The 19408-nt window shown below is 49.3% G+C and carries 18 protein-coding genes; 8 read left to right on the forward strand and 10 right to left on the reverse strand.

The genetic code is table 11. From position 1 onward, the window contains the following. Positions 1-2: 2 nt before the first annotated feature. The 8 genes from E0E47_RS02635 to E0E47_RS02670 all read left to right on the forward strand — a co-directional run bounded on the left by E0E47_RS02635 (position 3) and on the right by E0E47_RS02670 (position 9151). Entirely contained in the window at positions 3-578 is a 576-nt protein-coding gene (locus E0E47_RS02635) for a K(+)-transporting ATPase subunit C (protein ID WP_130892791.1), read from the forward strand. A gap of 224 nt (positions 579-802) precedes the next feature. Further along, entirely contained in the window at positions 803-1552 is a 750-nt protein-coding gene (locus E0E47_RS02640) for a TorF family putative porin (RefSeq protein WP_008623969.1), read from the forward strand. A gap of 162 nt (positions 1553-1714) precedes the next feature. After that, positions 1715-3973 carry a bifunctional alpha,alpha-trehalose-phosphate synthase (UDP-forming)/trehalose-phosphatase gene (locus E0E47_RS02645; protein ID WP_130892792.1) on the forward strand — a complete coding sequence of 753 codons (2259 nt, stop codon included), beginning with the start codon at positions 1715-1717 and terminating at the stop codon, positions 3971-3973. A 7-nt stretch (positions 3974-3980) separates the two neighbouring features. Continuing rightward, positions 3981-5765, forward strand: coding sequence for a glycoside hydrolase family 15 protein (locus E0E47_RS02650; RefSeq protein ID WP_130892793.1), 1785 nt, complete (start codon positions 3981-3983; stop codon positions 5763-5765). 9 nt (positions 5766-5774) lie between these two features. Beyond that, the gene (locus E0E47_RS02655) at positions 5775-6908 is read left to right on the forward strand and encodes a sensor protein KdpD (RefSeq protein WP_130892794.1); all 1134 of its coding nucleotides are present in this window, start codon (positions 5775-5777) and stop codon (positions 6906-6908) included. A gap of 30 nt (positions 6909-6938) precedes the next feature. Continuing rightward, a complete protein-coding gene (locus E0E47_RS02660; protein WP_172604747.1) occupies positions 6939-8402 on the forward strand; it encodes an ATP-binding protein in 1464 nt (487 codons plus the stop codon). 172 nt (positions 8403-8574) lie between these two features. Beyond that, entirely contained in the window at positions 8575-8823 is a 249-nt protein-coding gene (locus E0E47_RS02665; RefSeq protein WP_008623962.1) for a hypothetical protein, read from the forward strand. After that, positions 8813-9151 carry a type II toxin-antitoxin system RelE/ParE family toxin gene (locus E0E47_RS02670; protein WP_008623961.1) on the forward strand — a complete coding sequence of 113 codons (339 nt, stop codon included), beginning with the start codon at positions 8813-8815 and terminating at the stop codon, positions 9149-9151. Before E0E47_RS02665 ends, E0E47_RS02670 begins: the two co-directional genes overlap by 11 nt. A 9-nt stretch (positions 9152-9160) precedes the next feature. On the opposite strand, the gene E0E47_RS02675 is transcribed toward E0E47_RS02670, so the two are convergent. From E0E47_RS02675 to trpB, 10 genes are all read right to left on the reverse strand, one after another. Beyond that, on the reverse strand, positions 9161-10822 hold the full coding sequence (locus tag E0E47_RS02675) for a putative transporter (RefSeq protein ID WP_130892795.1): 1662 nt from the start codon (positions 10820-10822) through the stop codon (positions 9161-9163). Between the two features lie 267 nt (positions 10823-11089). Then, complete coding sequence (gene trpA / locus E0E47_RS02680) at positions 11090-11863, reverse strand: tryptophan synthase subunit alpha (protein ID WP_172604635.1); 774 nt, start codon at positions 11861-11863, stop codon at positions 11090-11092. A gap of 13 nt (positions 11864-11876) precedes the next feature. Continuing rightward, positions 11877-12530, reverse strand: coding sequence for a phosphoribosylanthranilate isomerase (locus E0E47_RS02685; RefSeq protein WP_130892797.1), 654 nt, complete (start codon positions 12528-12530; stop codon positions 11877-11879). After that, positions 12527-13375 (reverse strand): indole-3-glycerol phosphate synthase TrpC, encoded by an 849-nt coding sequence (gene trpC / locus E0E47_RS02690; RefSeq protein ID WP_130892798.1) that lies wholly within the window; start codon positions 13373-13375, stop codon positions 12527-12529. Before trpC ends, E0E47_RS02685 begins: the two co-directional genes overlap by 4 nt. Then, the gene (trpD, locus tag E0E47_RS02695; RefSeq protein ID WP_172604636.1) at positions 13372-14376 is read right to left on the reverse strand and encodes an anthranilate phosphoribosyltransferase; all 1005 of its coding nucleotides are present in this window, start codon (positions 14374-14376) and stop codon (positions 13372-13374) included. The genes trpC and trpD overlap by 4 nt, the downstream gene beginning before the upstream one ends. A gap of 313 nt (positions 14377-14689) precedes the next feature. After that, positions 14690-14887 carry a hypothetical protein gene (locus tag E0E47_RS02700; protein ID WP_130892800.1) on the reverse strand — a complete coding sequence of 66 codons (198 nt, stop codon included), beginning with the start codon at positions 14885-14887 and terminating at the stop codon, positions 14690-14692. A 70-nt stretch (positions 14888-14957) separates the two neighbouring features. Continuing rightward, positions 14958-16010: a 6-bladed beta-propeller gene (locus E0E47_RS02705; protein ID WP_130892801.1), complete on the reverse strand. Its 1053-nt coding sequence runs from the start codon at positions 16008-16010 to the stop codon at positions 14958-14960. A 95-nt stretch (positions 16011-16105) separates the two neighbouring features. Beyond that, complete coding sequence (locus E0E47_RS02710) at positions 16106-16681, reverse strand: anthranilate synthase component II (protein ID WP_130892802.1); 576 nt, start codon at positions 16679-16681, stop codon at positions 16106-16108. Positions 16682-16705: 24 nt separating this feature from the next. Beyond that, entirely contained in the window at positions 16706-18106 is a 1401-nt protein-coding gene (locus tag E0E47_RS02715; protein WP_130892803.1) for an anthranilate synthase component I family protein, read from the reverse strand. A gap of 39 nt (positions 18107-18145) precedes the next feature. Then, positions 18146-19336 (reverse strand): tryptophan synthase subunit beta, encoded by a 1191-nt coding sequence (trpB, locus tag E0E47_RS02720; protein WP_172604637.1) that lies wholly within the window; start codon positions 19334-19336, stop codon positions 18146-18148. Positions 19337-19408: the final 72 nt, after the last annotated feature.

Here is a 19408-nt window from a genome sequence, read left to right on the forward strand (position 1 = left end):
CAATGAAGAACTTTATAAAATCATTTCGTATAACGATAGCGTTCTGCATCTTCTTTTCGGTATTTTACATACTGGTATTGTGGATATTCGCACAGTTTGCAGGCCGCGGCGAGAATGGCAATGCAGAGACTGTGACCTTGAACGGTAAGGTCGTAGGTGCTGCGAATGTAGGACAGATGTTTACATCAGACGTTTACTTCTGGGGACGTCCTTCAAGTGCTGGTGACGGTTACGATGCTACAAGTTCTGCCGGTTCCAACAAAGGTCCTACCAACGAGGAATATTTGGCAGAGGTGGAGGCCCGTGTGGATTCCTTCCTTGTACACCATCCTTATTTGAGCCGTGAAGACGTTCCAGCTGAAATGGTAACGGCCAGCGGTTCCGGTTTGGATCCCAATATCACTCCGGCTTGTGCATACGTACAGGTAAAACGTGTAGCCGAAGCTCGTGGCATGAGTGAAGACGAAGTGAAAGCCATAGTAGACCAAGCTGTGGAAAAGCCTCTGTTAGGCATGTTCGGAACGGCGAAGGTAAATGTACTGAAATTGAATGTGGCTTTAGACGAAGCAAATAAATAATAACAGTAGACAAGGAGTGCCGTCGTTGATGAAGTCCGGATATGGAAAAAACACATTCGGTTAGCTTTGTCGGTGGAAGGAATAAACTGCTTCTCTCGTACTACCTTTGCCATGGCGACAGAGTCTGGAGGTTTTGGAGATATTCCCATGCTTCATGGATGATGGCATTCTTTAAAAAAACAAGTGAAAAGTAAAACGACACAACACAACACTTTAATTAATTTATGAATATGAAAAGTTTTAAAAAAGTAGGATTGGTTTTAGGTGCAGCACTGTTAGTACCCGGCATGGCAAACGCAGGTGATTTTGTTGTCAGCGGAAAGGCTGATTTCGTAAGCGATTATATCTGGCGTGGTTTGGATCAAAATTCGGGATTCTCTATCCAACCCTCTTTGACGTTAAGCTACAAAGGCTTGAGTCTTAACGCATGGGGAAGCCAGACGCTTTCTAAATGGGGCGTGAATGACAATGGTGGCGGCGCAAAGGAATTCGACATCAACTTGTCATATGCCATCAAAGGTTTCTCCGTAACCGTATCGGATTACTGGTGGAGCGGAACCGACATGCCTTATGGTTACTATGAGGATGCTCATTATTTTGAAGGAACTTTAGCTTATAACTTCGGTGAGGCTTTCGATAAATTTGCATTGAACATTTCATGGAGTACGATGTTTGCCGGTGGAGATAAGTTCGTGTTGGGTGAAGATCCTACGGACAACAACAAGTTCTCTACTTATGTCAACCTTTCTTATCCAGTTTCATTACCGGCCGACATAACATTAACCCCGGCCTTAGGATTCACTCCTTGGAAGGGTATGTACAACGACAAAGCCGGTGTGACGGATGTTTCCATCAAAGCAAGTAAAGATATCCAAGTAACGGATAAATTTGCAATACCTGTCTTCGTACAGGCTCTTGTTGCCCCGGTCCATGACAGAACCTACCTTTTGGCTGGTTTTAGCTTGGGCTTCTGATTCTATTCGTAGTTTTCTCAGGGTTCCTCACGGAGCCCTGAGTTTTCTCTCTTATATATAAAGGCAAGTATGGACATTGACCTTTTTCTTTGTTTGGATATTACCTGACGCGTTATTGCCAGGTTTTATGGTGAATAGTCGTATTTAGGAATTTATTTGAAGATGAAATTATATATCGTTGCAAACAGATTGCCCGTAAAGGCTGTGCCTCGGCAAGACAGCTATACTTTCGTACGTAGTGAAGGAGGTTTGGCAACGGGGCTCGACTCCTTGCAGATTTCCATGGAGAAACATTGGATCGGTTGGCCGGGAGTTTGTGTCGATAATGTCCGTCAGCAGATGGAAATCCGGCAGCATCTGGAGACGATGGATTTTCATCCGATATTTTTGTCGGAAGAACAGTATCATGATTACTACGAAGGATACAGCAATAGTACCATTTGGCCTTTGTGCCATTATTTCTTTTCCCATACTACGGTACGGAAAGAGTATTGGGAGTCTTACCAGAGAGTGAATGCTCTGTTTTGCGAAGAGATTTGCAAGCAAGTGGGTTCCGGCGATTGGGTTTGGATACAGGATTATCAGCTTATGCTTCTTCCAGGCATGTTACGGAAGCGGATGCCCAATCTTCACATCGGATATTTCCATCACATTCCGTTTCCCTCATACGAATTATTCCGTATATTGCCCGAACGGGCGGAATTGTTGAACGGTCTGATGGGAGCGGATTTTATAGGTTTTCATACACACGACTATATGCGCTATTTCATCAATGCTGTAGAGCGTGTATTACATATTAAGTTCGATTTGGACGAAGCCCAGACGGACAGCCGCATCGTGCGTGTAAACGCACTACCGATGGGCATAAACTATGAATTGTACAATCATTCGTCTGCCACGCCGAAAGTGTGGAGCGAGATAGAGAAAAAACGTATTCTTTTCCGCAACCACAAGTTGTTGCTGTCCGTAGACCGTTTGGATTATAGCAAAGGCATCCTGCATCGTTTGCAAGGGTTTGAGACTTTTCTCGAACGTCATCCGGAATACCAAGGAAAGGTGACGCTGGCTATGGTCATTGTGCCTTCTCGCGACCATGTGGAAAGCTATGCAGGGCTGAAAACGAAGATAGACGAAACCATCGGGCGGATAAACGGACGTTATTCAGACATCAACTGGACGCCGGTTTGTTATTTCTATCATGGTTTTTCATTTGAAGAACTTACGGCCATGTATTTCGTGGCAGACGTGGCCTTGGTTACTCCGTTACGAGACGGTATGAACCTTGTGGCTAAAGAATATGTCGCCACGAAAGTCAACAATCCGGGGGTACTGGTATTGAGTGAGATGGCGGGTGCTGCCGTGGAATTGGCCGATGCCATTCAGATAAATCCCAATGATACGGACCAGATTGCGGATGCCATTTTTACGGCGTTGCAAATGCCATACGAGGAGCAAGCAAGACGTATCAGCAAGATGCAGGCCATACTTTCCGTCCAGACCGTCAACAAATGGGCGGCCGACTTCATGGAAGAATGGAAAAACGTGGTAGACAAAAACCAATACCTGTCGGGGAAGTTACTTTCCACGAATTTGTTGAAACAGATAAAGGCTTTGTATACTCAGGCTCGGAGCCGTCTCATTTTGTTGGATTATGACGGGACGTTGGTGGGGTTCCAAAAGCGTCCGGAAGATGCCGTACCGACACCTGAGGTAATACGAGTACTTAAGGACTTGACCTCCGATCCGGCCAATCATGTGGTTATCAACAGCGGTCGCGACCACCAGACATTAGAGAAGTGGTTAGGCGTTCTGCCGGTTTCTTTTGCTGCGGAACACGGGGCCTATTATAAAGAGAACGGAGAATGGCATCAGACCAGTTACAAACCGGAATGGAGCCAAAGTATCCTGTCTATTCTGAACATGTTTGTGCATAAGACCCCGAAATCGCGTTTGGAAATAAAGGAGACGGCTTTGGCTTGGCATTACCGGGCGGTAGATTCCTGGTTGGGTGAACTGAGGGCACGCCAGTTGGTTCGGGCATTGGTATCCATTTGTTTGCAACATCGCCTGCAAATCTTGCAGGGGAACAAGGTGGTAGAAATCAAGCAGTCTAACTGTACGAAGGGTTCCGAAGTAAAACGATTGTTGCGTAAGGCGCATTATGATTTCATATTGGCTATGGGAGATGACACGACGGACAATGACATGTTTCGTGCCTTGCCGGATAGTGCCGTTACGGTGAAAATCGGAACGGTGTCGGAAGATGCCCGTTATAACCTGAAATCCCAAACGGATGCTTTGCCGATGTTGCAGGCTTTGGCCACGGGGGCACCTCTTCGTATCTCCTCGAATGGGAAACAAGGCCGTCGGGATTTAGGTGTGGTTTTACATTGGATGAAAAAACTGATTAAACGAAAATAGACATATCATGCAAAATTTGAACTACGGCGTAATCGGGAATTGCTCGACCGCCGCCCTCATATCGGAAAAAGGGGCTATTGAATGGCTGTGTTTTCCGGAATTTGATTCTCCTTCCGTATTTGCGGCCATATTGGACAGGCAAAAAGGGGGGCATTTTGGTTTTAAGGTGACTTCGGATTATAAGGTTACACAATCGTACGTGCCTCATACCAACATCCTGTCTACACATTTTGAGTCGGAAGAAGGAGCCTTCGACGTGGTGGATTTCATGCCTTGCTATCCTACCTCCGATGGAAAGGATTTCTACCGTCCGGCAGAGATTTACAGGTACATCCGTTGGGCGAAAGGCCGTCCCCGTATGAAGGTGGATTATCGTCCGGCTCCCAACTATGCGAGGGGAAAGACCATTTATAACGTGACCTCTCAATACGTCGAAACTTATTCGTCGTTGGAGAATAAGGATCGGCAATATTTATATTCGTCGTTGGACTTGAAGAAAGTCGTGAACCATGATGAAATCACCTTGGAAAAGGATGAGTTTTTTCTGTTTTCTTTCAATGAGAAGGTCATTCCGGTGGATATAGAACGGGAGAAACTGGAATATTGCCGCACTTTGGTGTATTGGCTGAATTGGACAGACCATGCCAAACGTTACACAAGGTATAACGAGGTAATCGAACGAAGCATGCTTGTATTGAAGCTCATGACCTACCGCAATGGGGCGGTGATGGCTGCCGTGACCACCAGCCTGCCGGAGACTGTAGGGGAGGTGAGAAATTGGGATTACCGTTTCTGTTGGCTGCGTGATGCTTCCATGGCCATCGAGACCTTGTTCAATATCGGCCATGTCAATTCAGCCCGTCGTTTCATGAAGTTCATCCAGTCTACTTTTATCACGACGCATAACTACCAAATCATGTATGGCATTCGTGGCGAAAGGGAACTGACGGAACTGACACTCGACCATTTGGCCGGTTACAAAGATTCGAAACCAGTGCGCATAGGCAACGATGCTTATCATCAGCGGCAGAATGACTCTTTCGGTTATCTGATGGACTTGATTTACCAGTACTATTGTCTGATGCCCGGGACCTTGGATGAAGTGGAAGACATGTGGGAGATGGTGAAGTGTATCGCCTTGACGGTTTGTGAGAATTGGCGCAAGCCGGATAAAGGTATTTGGGAAATCCGGGGCGAAGCGCAGCAGTTCGTGTCTTCCAAAGTCATGTGTTGGGTGGCATTGGACCGTGCAGCCAAGATTGCCGTGTTGCTGAACAAACATGGTTATGGAGAGCAGTGGGATGCCGAAGCTGCGTTGGTCAAGGAGGAAGTCTTCACATACGGGTGGAAAGAGGAACTGCAAAGCTTCTCCCAATGTTATGAAAACCAGGCATTGGATTCTTCCTTGTTGTTGATGGAACCATACGGTTTCATCAGTGCGGACGATGTACGTTACCATAAGACGGTACGGGCCGTGAAAGAAGCATTGATGCACAAGGGATTAATGTATCGTTATAACAGTAAAGACGATTTCGGTTTGCCGTCTTCTGCCTTTACGATTTGCACTTTCTGGTTGATTCGGGCTTTGTATGTCATCGGGCAGCGTGAGGAAGCCCGGTGTTTGTTCGAAGAAGTGTTAACCTATGGTAATCATTTGGGATTGTTCAGTGAAGATATTAACTTTGACACGAAAGAACTGTTAGGAAACTTCCCGCAGGCATATTCCCATTTGGCTTTGGTGAATACGGCCATTTTACTTTCACGAGAGAGTAAACAGTTGAAGCTTAAATAATAAAAGTATATGGAAGAAAACGAAAACGGTAACGCACAGCGCTTTCTGGAATTGATTCGTCGTTCCCGGCGGGGTAAGTTCAAGATTTACATCGGAATGATAGCCGGTGTGGGCAAGACTTACAGGATGTTGTCGGAGGCGCATGACTTGTTGAAGAACGGAATAGATGTGCAAATCGGTTACGTGGAGACCCATGGTCGTCCCGGAACGGTGGCCATGCTCGAAGGTTTGCCCGTGATTCCCCGCAAGAAAGTCTTTTATAAAGGAAAGGAAATCGAGGAGATGGATTTGGAGACCATCCTGCAAGCCCATCCCGAATTGGTCATCGTTGATGAGTTGGCGCATACGAATGTGGAGGGTTCCCGTAACACGAAGCGTTGGGAAGACGTGATGGAACTGTTGGATGCCGGCATCAATGTGGTTTCGGCTCTGAACATCCAGCATATCGAAAGTTTGAGCGAGGACGTGAAGAGCATTACGGGAATCAATGTGGCGGAGAGGGTGCCCGACAAAGTATTGCAGGAGGCCGATGAGGTGGTGAACATCGACCTGACGGCCGAAGACTTGATAACGCGCTTGAAAGCCGGGAATATCTATAAGCCAGAGAAAATACAGACCGCCCTCAATAATTTCTTTAAGACAGAGAATATCCTTCAGTTGCGTGAGTTGGCTTTGAAAGAAGTGGCTTTCAGGGTGGAACGTAAGGTCGAAAGTGAGGTGACGCCTTTGGCACCGGCTCAGACGCGGCGTGAGAAAATCCTGGCTTGCGTGAGCAGCAATGAGCATACGCCGAGGCATATCATACGGAAGGCATACCGGCTTTCCACGCGTTACAGTACTTCCTTTATCGCTTTGCACGTGCAGACTCCCAAGGAAAGCCCGGACCGTATCAAGCTTTCTTCCCAACGTTATTTGCTGAATTATTTCCAGTTGGTGACCGAGTTGGGCGGAAAGGTAGAACAGATGTCCTCACCGAATGTGACCGACGCTATCGTGCAGTTTTGCAAAGAGAATCAGGTGACAACCGTATGTATGGGGCGTCCTGCGTTTGAGATGCCGGAAATGTTTTTTAAAATCGGACGGTACAAGCGTTTCCTGCAACAGTTGTCCGAGATGCGGATTGACTTAATTATTGTAGCATAATAAATCTCATTTAAAGATATGAAATTCGATATGAACATTAAGACCAAACTCACCGTGTCGATCGGTGTCTTGGTGGCCATGATTGTTTTGTTGGTGTCTTTGTCGGTGACGAATTTGCAAATACTGACAGCAACCGAACCGGACAGCCCGGCAGCCGAGCCGGGAATGAACCGTGCATTGACATGGATTATGATTATCGGTGGCATTTGCATTTGCATCGGTTTGTGGATTCTGTTTAAAATTCCCAACTCCATCAATTCTCCCTTTAAAAGTTTAGTGAAAGGCATCCTTGAGATAGCCAACCATAATTATGATGCCAAGTTGGACCTGAGGGGAGACAAGGAATTGGAAGAGGTGTCGAAGAATTTCAATAGGATGGCCAAACGGTTGAAAGATTACCACAACAGCACGATTTCGGACCTCATGGCTTCCAAACGTTATCTGGAAACCATCATCAATTCCATCAATGAACCTATCGTCGGTCTGGACAATGAGCAAATTATACTCTTTATCAACAATGAAGCGTTGAACATACTGAATTTGAAACGTGAGGACGTCATCCGGAAGTCGGCTCAGGAAATAGCCATGCGCAACGACCTGTTGCGTCGTCTGATTTGCGGAATGTGGGAAGATAAGAAGAAGGAACAGGAGGCACCGAAGTCCAAACGCGAGTCGTTGAAGATTTACGCCGACAACAAGGAGAGCTATTTCCAGGTGAAATATATGGAGATTACGATGCGCGGCAACGACGGAGTGACGATGGAGAAGAGGGGAGATGTAATCATGTTGAAGAACGTGACGGAATTTCAAGAGCTGGACACGGCCAAAACGACTTTCATATCCACCGTATCGCATGAGCTGAAAACCCCGATTTCAGCCATTATGATGAGCCTGCAACTTCTGGAAGACAAGCGTGTGGGAGGACTGAACCCCGAACAGGAGGAACTTTCGAGAAGCATTAAAGAGAATAGTGAACGGCTGCTCAGCATCACGGGCGAGTTGCTCAACATGACGCAGGTGGAGAGTGGAAAACTGCAACTGAAACCGAAGATTACCAAGCCTATCGAATTGATTGACTATGCCATCAAGGCCAATCGCGTACAGGCTGAGAAATTCGGAATACAAGTGGAAGTGGACTATCCGGAGAAAATCGGGAAGCTCTTTGTTGATAGCGAGAAGATAGCCTGGGTGTTGACCAACCTGTTGAGCAATGCCGTCCGTTATTCGTCCGAGGCCGGTCGCGTGGTCATCGGGGCACGCCAACAGGACGACAACCATATTGCCATGTTTGTACAAGATTTCGGAAAGGGCATAGACCCGCGTTACCACGAAAGTATTTTCGAGCATTATTTCCGTGTGCCGGGAACGAAAGTGCAGGGAACCGGATTGGGTTTGTCCATTTCCCGGGACTTTGTGGAAGCCCACGGAGGAACACTTACGGTAGACAGCGAATTGGGAAAGGGCAGTGTCTTTACTATGGTTTTGCCTTGCTGAGGAAAGAATAATAGGAGTCGCATCCTTCTTTCAAAAAGCCGTATGATTTTGCAGCTTTTTGAAGGAAGGATGTTTTTTATTTATAAAGACAAAATGATTTTTTTGTCCGAAAGACATAAGAATCAGGCTTTTTTTGTAAGTTTGCAATATACAAAACAAGGAGGAACAGTTTATGACTACAATGGAATTGAATGCGGAACTTTTCCGCCAACTCAGTATTATAGCGGAGGACGAATCGTTGATGCGGAAGGCCGTGAAAGCCGTTACGCGCCTCGCCAAACAGAAAGAGACGGAAGAAACAGAGTATATCGGCAAAGAGGAAATCCTGAAAGGGATTGATGCGGGGCTGAAAGAAGTGAAATTGACTCGAGAAGGTAAGTTGGCTCCGAAATTGGCAAGAGATTTTCTCAATGAATTATAAGATTATAGTAAAGCCATCATTTGAGCGGGAAGCCAAATGGTTGGCGAAGCATTATGCTTCGTTTAAGAAAGATTATGCTGCTTTGCTTGATGAGTTGGAACGAAATCCTACCACCGGTACCGACTTGGGAGGAGGTTTGCGTAAAATCCGTATGCGTATCGCTTCTAAAGGAAAGGGGAAGAGCGGCGGGGCAAGGGTCATCACTTTCACGGTGGTAGTGGCCGTCGAAGAAACGGAAATCAATTTGCTTTATATTTACGACAAGGCGGAACGCGAATCAGTACCGGCCCATGAAATCGAGGCACTGCTTCGCAAAAACGGCTTGTAAGCCGTTTTTTTATAAGAACAACATCAGTACCACCTGACTGATTACCACACGCATGAACATACCCAACGGATAGACCGTGGCGTAACTGACGGAAGCGTCGTTGCCGGGAAAACTGTCGTTCACGTAATTCAAAGCCATGGGGTTGGCCATGCTGCCGCACAACATGCCGCAAGTGGAACCGAAATTCATCCCGCACATCCGCATGGCTACCACAGCCATCAGCAGCACCGGTACCACGGTGATAAGAAATCCGGAACCAATCCATATCGCTCCTTCCGGACGGACGACGGTCTCGAAGAAATGGGCACCCGCATCAATGCCGATACCGGCCAGGTAAAGGGATAACCCGATACCGCGCAACATCAGATTGGCGCTGCGGGTTGTGTAAGTGCGCATGTGAAGACGTGGACCGAAACATCCCACCAATATTCCCACGATAATCGGGCCACCTGCCAATCCCATCTTTACCGGACTGCTGATACCCGGCATGCTGAGCGGCACGGAACCCAACATCAATCCCAGCACGATGCCGATGAAAATGGCGGCCAGATTGGGTTCGCGCAGTGTGGTGACGGAGTTGCCCAATATGCCGGCCACGCGCTTGATGGCCGTTTTTTCGCCCACCACCGTCAGCCGGTCGCCTAATTGCAGGATGAGGTCGGGAGTGGCCAGAATTTGTACGCCGCTACGCAACACGCGGCTGATGTTGATGTCGTAAGTGTTGCGCAGGTGCAATGAACCCAAACGCTTGCCGTTGATTTCAGCTTGGGTCACTACGATGTGTTCCGACACTAAGTTACGGTCTATGCTGTTCCAGTCTATATCTTCCTGATTCCAATCCCGGTTTTCCTGTTCGCCGAACAACAGGGTTAGGGTCGGCATGTCTTTTTCCGTCGTTACGACCAGAATACGGTCGTTCTCCAAAAGCTCCGTGCTGCCGGTCGGGATAGTTACTTTTCCGTCTCTCCACAGGCGGGAGATGACGAATTTCGTATGGCTGTGTAGGGCCAAATCCTTGATGGTCTTATGGTAAATGCCCGGATTATGCAACTGGAACGCGGCAATGTACGGATGGTTGTGGTCTTCCGTCTCTTTTTCTTCCATGTCCGCCGGACGGGCAAGTATTTTCCGGATGACCAGAATGGCAAGGATGACTCCCACGACACCGAGCGGATAAGCCACGGCTGCCCCTAAGGCTGCGCTGCTGGATGGCTCTCCCATCTGCTTCAAGGTCTGTTGGGCCGCCCCGAGTGCCGGTGTATTCGTGGTGGCTCCGCACAGGACGCCCACCATGTCCGGCAAGGGAATAGACAGGCCATAGCTTAGAAGTACGGTCATGGCCGTTCCGATGAAGATTACTCCGAGGCTCAATAGGTTCAGTTTGATTCCTCCGTGCAACAAGGAACTGAAGAAACCGGGACCTACCTGCAATCCTAAGGCATAGACGAAAAGCACGAGCCCGAAACTTTCGGCATAGTTGAGCATGTCGGCATCCAATGAAATGCCGAGGTGCCCGGCCAGAATGCCGACGAAGAATACAAAAGTGACTCCCAAGGATATTCCCCACACGTGCATCTTGCCCAACCACAACCCGGCGGCCGTAACCAATGACAACACCACAATGGCCTGTATGGCGCTATGCTCGAAAAACAAACTGTCAATCCATTCCATGCTGCAAAGGTATCACTTTTTGGCCATATAAAGTGTAAGTAGATGGAAAATCAGGATTATTTACCATGAAAAAGTGCCGGAGAAACCGGCAAAATCAATCTGCGCCAAACGGAAAATCAGTTGCCTGAGATTGATTTTTCATTCTCCTGAGATTGATTTTCCGTTTGGCGCAGATTGATTGGTTACATTGCTGAATGGTGTATGATGCTGTTTAACAGTAAGTTATGAAAATACAACGGGCAAAATGGAGACCAAGCCATATTGTCTTTATTTTTTTAGTTCTTCTCGTAAATGGTCCAGGGCTTCCGTGGCCGAGCCGTATTGGTCGAGCAGGGTGACGAACCGGCTGCCGATGATGGCACCGGCGGCATGCTTTTGGGCAGATTCCAAAGTTTGCCGGTTGCTGATGCCGAAGCCGATCATGCGCGGATGGGTCAGTCCCATTTGGTTTACACGGTCGAAGTAGGCCTGTTTGGTGCGGTCGAACTCTTTTTGTGCACCGGTAGTGGCAGCCGACGATACCATGTAGATAAAACCGTCCGTGTGCCGGTCGATGAGACGGATACGCTCTTCGCTGGTTTCCGGCGTGATGAGCATGATGATTTTCAGCCCGTGGCGGTCGGCTATGGGTTTGAATGTTTCCATATAGTCCCGGAAGGGGAGGTCGGGGATGATGACCCCGTCTATCCCGCAGTCTGCACAGCTTTGGCAAAAGGCTTCGAAACCATAATGGAAGATGGGGTTGAGGTATCCCATCAGTATCAAGGGGATTTCCACGTCTTGCCGGATGTCTTTCAGCTCTTCGAAGAGGCGGTGCAGGCTCATGCCGTTTCGCAAGGCTTTCGTGGCAGCGTCTTGGATGACGGGGCCGTCGGCCATCGGGTCGCTGAAGGGGATGCCGATTTCCAGCATGTCTATGCCTCGTGCGGCCAATGTGCGGATGATGTTTGCCGTAGTTCCTGCCGTCGGGTGTCCGGCACAGAAATACAGGGAAAGGATGTTCTGTTTCTTCTCGTTGAATAGTTTGTTGATTCTGTTCATGATATATTGTATTTTAGTTCTCTGATATATTTTGTCCACGTAAATCTTTGATGAAATCGGAAAGGCGGCCTACGTCTTTCTGGGCCGTGGCCGTTTCAAAACGTGAGTTTAAGTCCACGCCCGCCCATGCGGGGTGTGAAAAGCTGCGAAGACGGTCCGTACTGTCCGGGCCGATGCCCCCGCTCAGGAAGAAGGGCGTATGTCCGTGGTAGTTTTGCAGGACATTCCAGTCGAACGTCCGGCCGCTGCCGCCGGCCGTGGGGCAACGCGTGTCGAAAAGGAAAAAGTCGCAATCCGCTTCGTAATCTTCGGTACGCGGGAACGGTTCGTCGGGAGCCACGCCGAAGGCTTTGATGATTTGCGGGGAATGGCCGGATTTCAGCCCCTCTTCTTTTATGCTTCGGCAGAACTCCGGTGTCTCATGCCCGTGCAGTTGCACGAGGTCGAGGCGGAAGGTTTTTATCCGTTCCTGTATATACCCGATTTCCGGGTTGACGAAAACGCCTACGCGACGGCAAGTCTCCGGCAGATAATCGGGGAGGCGGCTTACGTGGCGGCGGGAGCCCTCCCAGCAGATGAACCCCATCATGTCCGGCGTGAGGGCTTCCACTTGGCGGATGTTGTCCGCGTCGCGCATGCCGCATACTTTAATTAGGAATGGTTTCATCGTTCTACGCTTTGAATGAATGTTTTCAAGGCCGCCCCGGGGACAGGTTGCCGCATGAAGGTTTCGCCCACCAGGAAACCGCGAAAACCGGCATCCCGCAACCGGCGGACTATGTCCGGTTCTGAAATTCCGCTTTCCGACACCCAAAGGAGGTCGTCCGGCAAGAGAGAGGCGATACGGAAGGAATTTTCCACGTCTGTGTGGAACGTCCCGAGATGGCGGTTGTTCACGCCCAACATGTCCGGACGTTCGGCAAGGTAGTCCAATTCCTTTTCCGTGTGTATCTCCAACAGCACTTCCAGTCCTAATTCATGGGCTTTCCGGGTCAAGCGTTCATAATCGGGGCGCGTCAGGGCTGCGGCAATCAGCAGCACGGCATCCGCTCCGGCTTGGCAGGCCTGGTAGAGTTGGTATTCATCAATGATGAACTCTTTGCGCAGGATGGGGGTGTCCGTCATCGGACGTGCTTGCCGTATGTAGTCCAGACAGCCGCCGAAATACTTCCCGTCGGTCAGTATGGAGAGGGCTGCGGCTCCGGCTGCGGTATATGCGGCCGGAATGACATCCGCCCGTCCTTCTTCTTTAATCCACCCTTTGGAAGGGGATTTCCGTTTGAATTCCGCGATGATGCCAGAACGCGAGGCTGCCAGGCTTTCGCGCATGGAGCGGTGCTTCCGTGCGTTGGTCATGCGGGCCGGTGCTTGGCCGTGGCAGGCCGTTCCGTTGCGGGCGTTTCCCAATCTGTCTTCTACGAGGGCGAAGAGCTGTTCGGGAGGCAACTCTGCTTTCTCCCGTTCCACTTCCTTGCGTTTGTATGCCAATATTTCCTCTAATATATCTTTCATAAGTTTTTATTGTTAAGTTCCACGTATGTTTTCAGGCAAGTCAGGGCACGCCCGCTTTCCAATGATTCGCGGGCTATGGCGAGGCATTCGGCGATGTCCTTGTCCCGTTCGATGACTTTGATGGCAAAGGCCGCATTGGCCAATACCACGTTTTTCCGGTTTTCCGTGCAGCGGTTTTCGAGTACGCTGTCGAAAATTTCCGCAGCCTCGTCCGGGGTTGCACCACCGTAGAGCTCTTCCGGGCGGACGGTCGGCAGGCCGAGGTCGGCAGGCCGGAAGATTTTCTCCATGGTGTTGGTTTTGACTTTGAAATTACCCGTCAGTGAGATTTCGTCATATCCGTCTATGCTGTTCACGATACCGTAACCGATACCCAACTTCTCATACACGCTGCTGTACAGCCGCATTTGGTTCAGGTTGGCCACGCCTAATAATTGATAGGCCGGGCGGCAAGGATTGACCAGCGGACCGAGAAGGTTGAAACAGGTCGGTATCTGAAGCATTTTGCGTACGGGGGCCACGGCTTTCATCCCGTGAGCGAACAGCGGGGCATGCAGGTAGGCAAAGTTGCAAGCCTCCATGCTGCGGTGCAGCCTGTTGCTGTCGGCCGTGAACCGCACGCCATGGTGCTCTATGACATTGCTCGCTCCCGAAGTCGAGGTGGCGGCGTAGTTGCCGTGTTTGGCTACTTTGTAACCGGCTCCTGCCACCACGAAGCAGGCGCAGGTGGAGATGTTGAACGTGTTTTTATTGTCACCGCCTGTCCCCACGATGTCAATGACCCGGTAAGGGGAGAAATCCACGGGCTGGCCGGTTTCTATAAGCCCGTCGCGCAGGCCGAGCACTTCGTCCACCTTGATGCCCCGCATAATCAGTCCGGTGAGCAAGGCGCTGATTTGCACGTCGTTGTATTCTCCGTCTGCAATATGACGGACGATCTGGCAGGTCTGTTCCCGGGTCAGAACCTCACCGTTTGTAATTTTTGTGAGTATTTGTTTCATGCTTGTGATGTATTTAAGTTTTATTGGTATGTGGTTTGCAGGGGAATGGGTATAAAAAAGGAGGCCTGCCGTAAGTACGACAGGCCTCCATGTCTTCACATTGGTATGTGGTTGATGATACATATAAGGCTATCTCCTCACGACTTTTCAGGTCTTGAGTTACGCCACCACCAATATGTATTTTTATTTAAGAACATCGTTCGGTTCGTTTCTTGTTTTGTTTTATGGTTGCAAATATACAGAGAATTTCTTTGTATGCAAACAAAATCATAGTTTTTTCGGATGAAAAGCTGAATTTTATGCGTGTGGAGCATTAGTCATTGGCTTTTTCTTTTTGTCCAGTTCCTAACTTTTCCTTCACGGTTCTCCAGAACATCCGGTCTATTTTCTCATTTTCCAAAGGGTTTCCTACTACCAACACCTCGTTGTTTTCGTCCAAAAGGAAAGTGTGCAACATGGGATTGGAGGGCAGTTGGGGGTTGGTCCGGCGGAAGACGCCTGTGGTGTCCATGTGCAATTCAGATGTTCGAGATGTTCAAAATGAGGGAGAAGCCGTACAAGCCGGCTTTTTCCTGTACGTGTTATTTCAAATGGAAAACGAACAATGCGGCATCGCACGAGTCCTTTTGTGGCTTCCACTTGTCATAGTCGGTAGTGAGTATGTAGCCAATCAGCCCTTTGGCAGACTGCCATTGGGGCGCGAAAGGGATGACCTCCGTGGTGTCAGGGGTGATTATATGCTGTGTCCCCTTCTCCATGTCATAGAGCGAGTAGTAGTTTTTTCCCGCATGGAAGAACCTGTTGACGAGGTGGTTGTCCACGATGAAGAAGCCGGTGTTGAACGCTTTGCCTGATTCCGTGATGTCATAACTTGACTTTACGTCTTCTTCGGCTGCATTCTTGCCGAAATCAGTCCGGAACACCGGTTTCGGCCCTTCGGAAGTCCAACGGTAGATTTCGTTGGAGAACGGGGGAAAGATGTAGACCTCCCCGTTTTTATCCCGGACAAAGGAGGTTTCATTATAAATCATGTCCAAACTCATTTCGGATGGCAAATAGCTTTGCTGTACTTCGCCTCGGTCGTTGGTACGCACAATGCGATGCAACTTCTCAGTCGCTAACAAGTTCAGGAAAAGGAAGCCGTCTTTGACTTTTATGAAATCCATGGCAGGGAATCCATAGCGGAATGACGACTTGTAGTTGAGTGTGGCATCATAGGCCAATATGCTTCTCGATTCAAAGTCCATTACGTACAGGAGGCTGTCGCCCAAAGCCAAGGTCCAAGCCGAGGCATATTCCCCATTTCCGTGCCCCACGTTCCGGATGCGTCTGACGAAGTCGCCCGATGGGTATTTGAAGGCCCATACGGTGTTGGCTCTGTCTGCCACATAAGCCATGGTGTCCGAAATACATACGGTTTTGATGTCGCTCATGAAATAACCGTGGGTGTCCAACTCAATGGTATCGATATTTGATATGACGGCAGGACGCGGAATGGTTTTATTCTCGTAATCCTTGATGTGGATGGTAAGCAAGTCCCTTTCATTCGCGTCTTGATGGTTCTTGCATCCCAATAAGCTTAACAGGTATGGGGCGCAAAGTGTTATTGCTATGAGATAATGCTTTAAGTTCATGGTGCTTTGTATCTTTGCGCCAAATATATGTAGTAAAGACTAAACTACAAACATTCGGCACATGAAATAAATGGAAACATGTCGTAAAACATCATTTATGGACACAAGGTGTGATTGAGGAAATTTTCCACAATGGCTTGCCCATCCGGTGTGAGTACCGATTCCGGATGGAATTGTATGCCGTGGATGTCATGCTCGCGGTGGCGCAGTGCCATGATTTGTCCTTCTGGGCTGACCGCCGTCACTTCGAGGCAGGAAGGCAGATTGTCGCCCGACACTACCCAAGAGTGGTATCGTCCTACCGGGAATTGCTCGGGGATGCCTTGGAAAATATAGTCTTCTTCCGTCCGGAAACAAGGAGTCTGTACGCCGTGGAAGACATCGGACAGGTTGACGAGCCGTGCGCCAAAAGCCTGGCCGATGGCTTGATGGCCGAGGCATACGCCAAGTATCGGCTTTCGTCCGGCATAAGTACGGATAACATCCAATAACTGTCCTGCTTCTTCCGGTATGCCGGGGCCCGGACTTAAAACAATCTTGTCGTATGCCTCAATATCTTTCAAGTCGAATGCGTCGTTGCGCAACACCGTGGTTTCTGTGCCGGTTTCACGTATCAGATGATATAAATTGTAGGTAAAAGAATCGTAATTATCAATGATGACTGTTTTCATGATTTTGAATGTATGAGGAGGGGGTTACAAGCGTTCAGCCATTTGGATGGCATGGCGCAAAGCTCCCAGTTTGTTATTGACTTCCTGTAACTCGTAATCTTCGTCGCTCTTGGCCACAATGCCGCCTCCGGCTTGAAACCATAACTCGTTGTTACGGCTTACAAACGTACGAATGGTGATGGCTTGGTTCAGGGAACCGTCCAATCCGAAGAATCCGATACAACCACCGTATGCTCCTCGGTTGTGCGGTTCCAGTTCGCTGATAAGTTGCATGGCGCGGACCTTGGGTGCACCGGAGAGCGTACCGGCCGGGAAGGTGTCGATGAACGTTTTGACGGAGTTTGTTTCGTTGTCCAACGTACCGCTTACACGGCTCACCAGATGGATGACATGGCTGTAACATTGCATGTCTTTGTAGAAATCCACTTTCACATCGTGGCAGTTCCGACTCAGGTCATTCCGTGCCAAGTCTACCAACATGACGTGTTCGGCGTTTTCTTTCGGGTCGTTTTTCAGGTAGTTTGCATTTTGTGCATCCGTATCGGCGTTGCCGGTGCGTTTTGTCGTGCCTGCAATCGGGTCGATATAAGCGCGGCGGCCCTCTATGCGGCAATGTGTTTCGGGTGAGGAACCAAAAATGCGGAATCCCCCGAAGTCGAAATAAAACAGGTAGGGGCTGGGGTTGATGCTGCGCAGGGCGCGGTAGAGCTTGAAGTCGTCGCCTTCATACCGTTGTACGAAACGGCGGCTCAATACGATTTGGAACACGTCGCCCCGCAAGCAGTGGGCAATGCCTTGGCGGATGTTGGCTTTATGTTCATCGTCCGTGAGCGTGCTGAAGGTTTCACCAACAGGACGGAAATCGTAGGTGGCGAAGTTGTGGTTTCGGATGACGCGTTCCAGTTCGTCGAGAGTATCCGGTTCATGGTTTTCCACCAGTTCGATTAACGTCATGGTGTTGTTGAAGTGGTCGAAAGCAATGACATACTTATATAAGATGTAAAGGATGTCCGGCGCGTCGTTCTTTTCCTGCATGCAATCTTTTATTTCTATGTGTTCGAAATACCGGACCGCATTGAAGGACGTGTAACCATAGAGGCCACAAAACTCTTTATTTTCGCCTGTCACGGTGAAGTGCGATAAAAAGTAGTTGAAAGCTTGTTCGACCGGATAGTTCCCGTTGATTTCACGGGTTTCCTGCGTGCCGTCCGGATATTGGGCGGTCACGGTGCCATGGCTGATGTCGATGCTGGCTATCGGGTTCAGGGCGATGAACGAACGGCTGTTGTCATGGCTATGGTAATCGGAACTCTCCATCAGGGCGCTTTGTGGATAAAGGTCGCGTACTTTCAAGTAAGTGCTGACCGGTGTATGGAGGTCGCCGAGGATTTGTCGGCAAGCCGTGCTGTAATGAAATGTATTCATAGAGTTTCTTATGGATTTGTATGGGACATCTTATTCTTCTCAGTTATCGTCGCAGCGGTGGGCCAGATAGGTGTCTAAGTCTTTGTCGCCCCGTCCGCTGACCGTCAGCACGACCACATCCTCTTTCCTGAATTTCATTCGTGGGAGCATGCCGAGTGCGTGTGCTGATTCCAAGGCCGGAATGATACCCTCCAGGCGGGTGAGTTCGTATGCGGCCCGTAAAGCTTCTTCGTCGTTGACAGCCATGACTGTGGCCCGGTGTTCTTGTGCCAAGTTGGCATGTAACGGGCCGATACCCGGATAATCCAAACCGGCAGAGATGGAATAGGGCTCGATGATTTGCCCGTCTTCATCCTGCATGACCAACGTGCGGCTTCCATGGATGATGCCTAATGAACCGCAATGTATCGTGGCTGCGGTCTCTCCGCTGTCGATACCGTGGCCTCCGGCCTCGCCGAGGTATATTTTAACCCGTTCGTCGTCGATGTAGTGGTAGATGGTACCGGCGGCGTTCGACCCCCCGCCGACGCAAGCCATCAGGTAATCCGGATAATCGCGTCCTTCTTTTTCCAAGAGCTGTTCCTTGATTTCACGGCTGATGACGCTTTGCAAGCGGGCCACCATGTCGGGATAGGGATGTGGTCCTACGGTGGAACCGATGATGTAGAAGGTGTCTTGCGGATGGCAGCACCAGTCGCGGATGGCCTCGTTCGTGGCATCTTTCAATGTCTTGTTACCACTTTCTACCGGATAAACCTCGGCACCCAACATCTTCATACGTTCTACGTTGACGTGTTGCCTTGCCACGTCCGTCGCTCCCATGTAAACGCGGCAAGGCATGTTCATCAGGGCACAAACCGTAGCGGTGGCCACGCCGTGTTGGCCGGCACCGGTCTCGGCAATGATACGCGTTTTGCCCATTTTCCGTGCCAAAAGGATTTGTCCGATGGCATTATTGATTTTGTGAGCACCGGTGTGGTTGAGGTCTTCCCGTTTCAAGTAGAGTCTGCAACCGTATTTTTCGCTCAGTCTCCGTGCATGGTAGAGAGGTGAGGGACGACCAACATAGTCTTTCAGCAGCGCATGGTATTCTTTGCGGAATGCTTCGCTCTCAAGGATGGGAAGATATGCCTTACGCAAATCTTCTACGGTTTTATGCAGAATCTCGGGGACGTATGCGCCGCCGAAATTACCGTAATAACCTTCTTCATTTACATGATAAGTTTTCATTTTCATTTGTATTTTGGTCCGTTTGTTTGTTCTTGGGAAAAAGGGTATAAAAAAAGAGACCTGCCGTAAGTA

This window comes from Paraprevotella xylaniphila YIT 11841 (genome assembly GCF_900683745.1).
GTDB classification, from domain to species: Bacteria; Bacteroidota; Bacteroidia; order Bacteroidales; family Bacteroidaceae; genus Paraprevotella; species Paraprevotella xylaniphila.

Coding starts and splice junctions, on each gene's coding strand:
- E0E47_RS02635 (WP_130892791.1), top strand. CDS start 3: ATGAAGAACTTTATAAAATCATTTCGTATAACGATAGCGTTCTGCATC.
- E0E47_RS02640 (WP_008623969.1), top strand. CDS start 803: ATGAATATGAAAAGTTTTAAAAAAGTAGGATTGGTTTTAGGTGCAGCA.
- E0E47_RS02645 (WP_130892792.1), top strand. CDS start 1,715: ATGAAATTATATATCGTTGCAAACAGATTGCCCGTAAAGGCTGTGCCT.
- E0E47_RS02650 (WP_130892793.1), top strand. CDS start 3,981: ATGCAAAATTTGAACTACGGCGTAATCGGGAATTGCTCGACCGCCGCC.
- E0E47_RS02655 (WP_130892794.1), top strand. CDS start 5,775: ATGGAAGAAAACGAAAACGGTAACGCACAGCGCTTTCTGGAATTGATT.
- E0E47_RS02660 (WP_172604747.1), top strand. CDS start 6,939: ATGAACATTAAGACCAAACTCACCGTGTCGATCGGTGTCTTGGTGGCC.
- E0E47_RS02665 (WP_008623962.1), top strand. CDS start 8,575: ATGACTACAATGGAATTGAATGCGGAACTTTTCCGCCAACTCAGTATT.
- E0E47_RS02670 (WP_008623961.1), top strand. CDS start 8,813: ATGAATTATAAGATTATAGTAAAGCCATCATTTGAGCGGGAAGCCAAA.
- E0E47_RS02675 (WP_130892795.1), bottom strand. CDS start 10,822: ATGGAATGGATTGACAGTTTGTTTTTCGAGCATAGCGCCATACAGGCC.
- trpA (WP_172604635.1), bottom strand. CDS start 11,863: ATGAACAGAATCAACAAACTATTCAACGAGAAGAAACAGAACATCCTT.
- E0E47_RS02685 (WP_130892797.1), bottom strand. CDS start 12,530: ATGAAACCATTCCTAATTAAAGTATGCGGCATGCGCGACGCGGACAAC.
- trpC (WP_130892798.1), bottom strand. CDS start 13,375: ATGAAAGATATATTAGAGGAAATATTGGCATACAAACGCAAGGAAGTG.
- trpD (WP_172604636.1), bottom strand. CDS start 14,376: ATGAAACAAATACTCACAAAAATTACAAACGGTGAGGTTCTGACCCGG.
- E0E47_RS02700 (WP_130892800.1), bottom strand. CDS start 14,887: ATGGACACCACAGGCGTCTTCCGCCGGACCAACCCCCAACTGCCCTCC.
- E0E47_RS02705 (WP_130892801.1), bottom strand. CDS start 16,010: ATGAACTTAAAGCATTATCTCATAGCAATAACACTTTGCGCCCCATAC.
- E0E47_RS02710 (WP_130892802.1), bottom strand. CDS start 16,681: ATGAAAACAGTCATCATTGATAATTACGATTCTTTTACCTACAATTTA.
- E0E47_RS02715 (WP_130892803.1), bottom strand. CDS start 18,106: ATGAATACATTTCATTACAGCACGGCTTGCCGACAAATCCTCGGCGAC.
- trpB (WP_172604637.1), bottom strand. CDS start 19,336: ATGAAAACTTATCATGTAAATGAAGAAGGTTATTACGGTAATTTCGGC.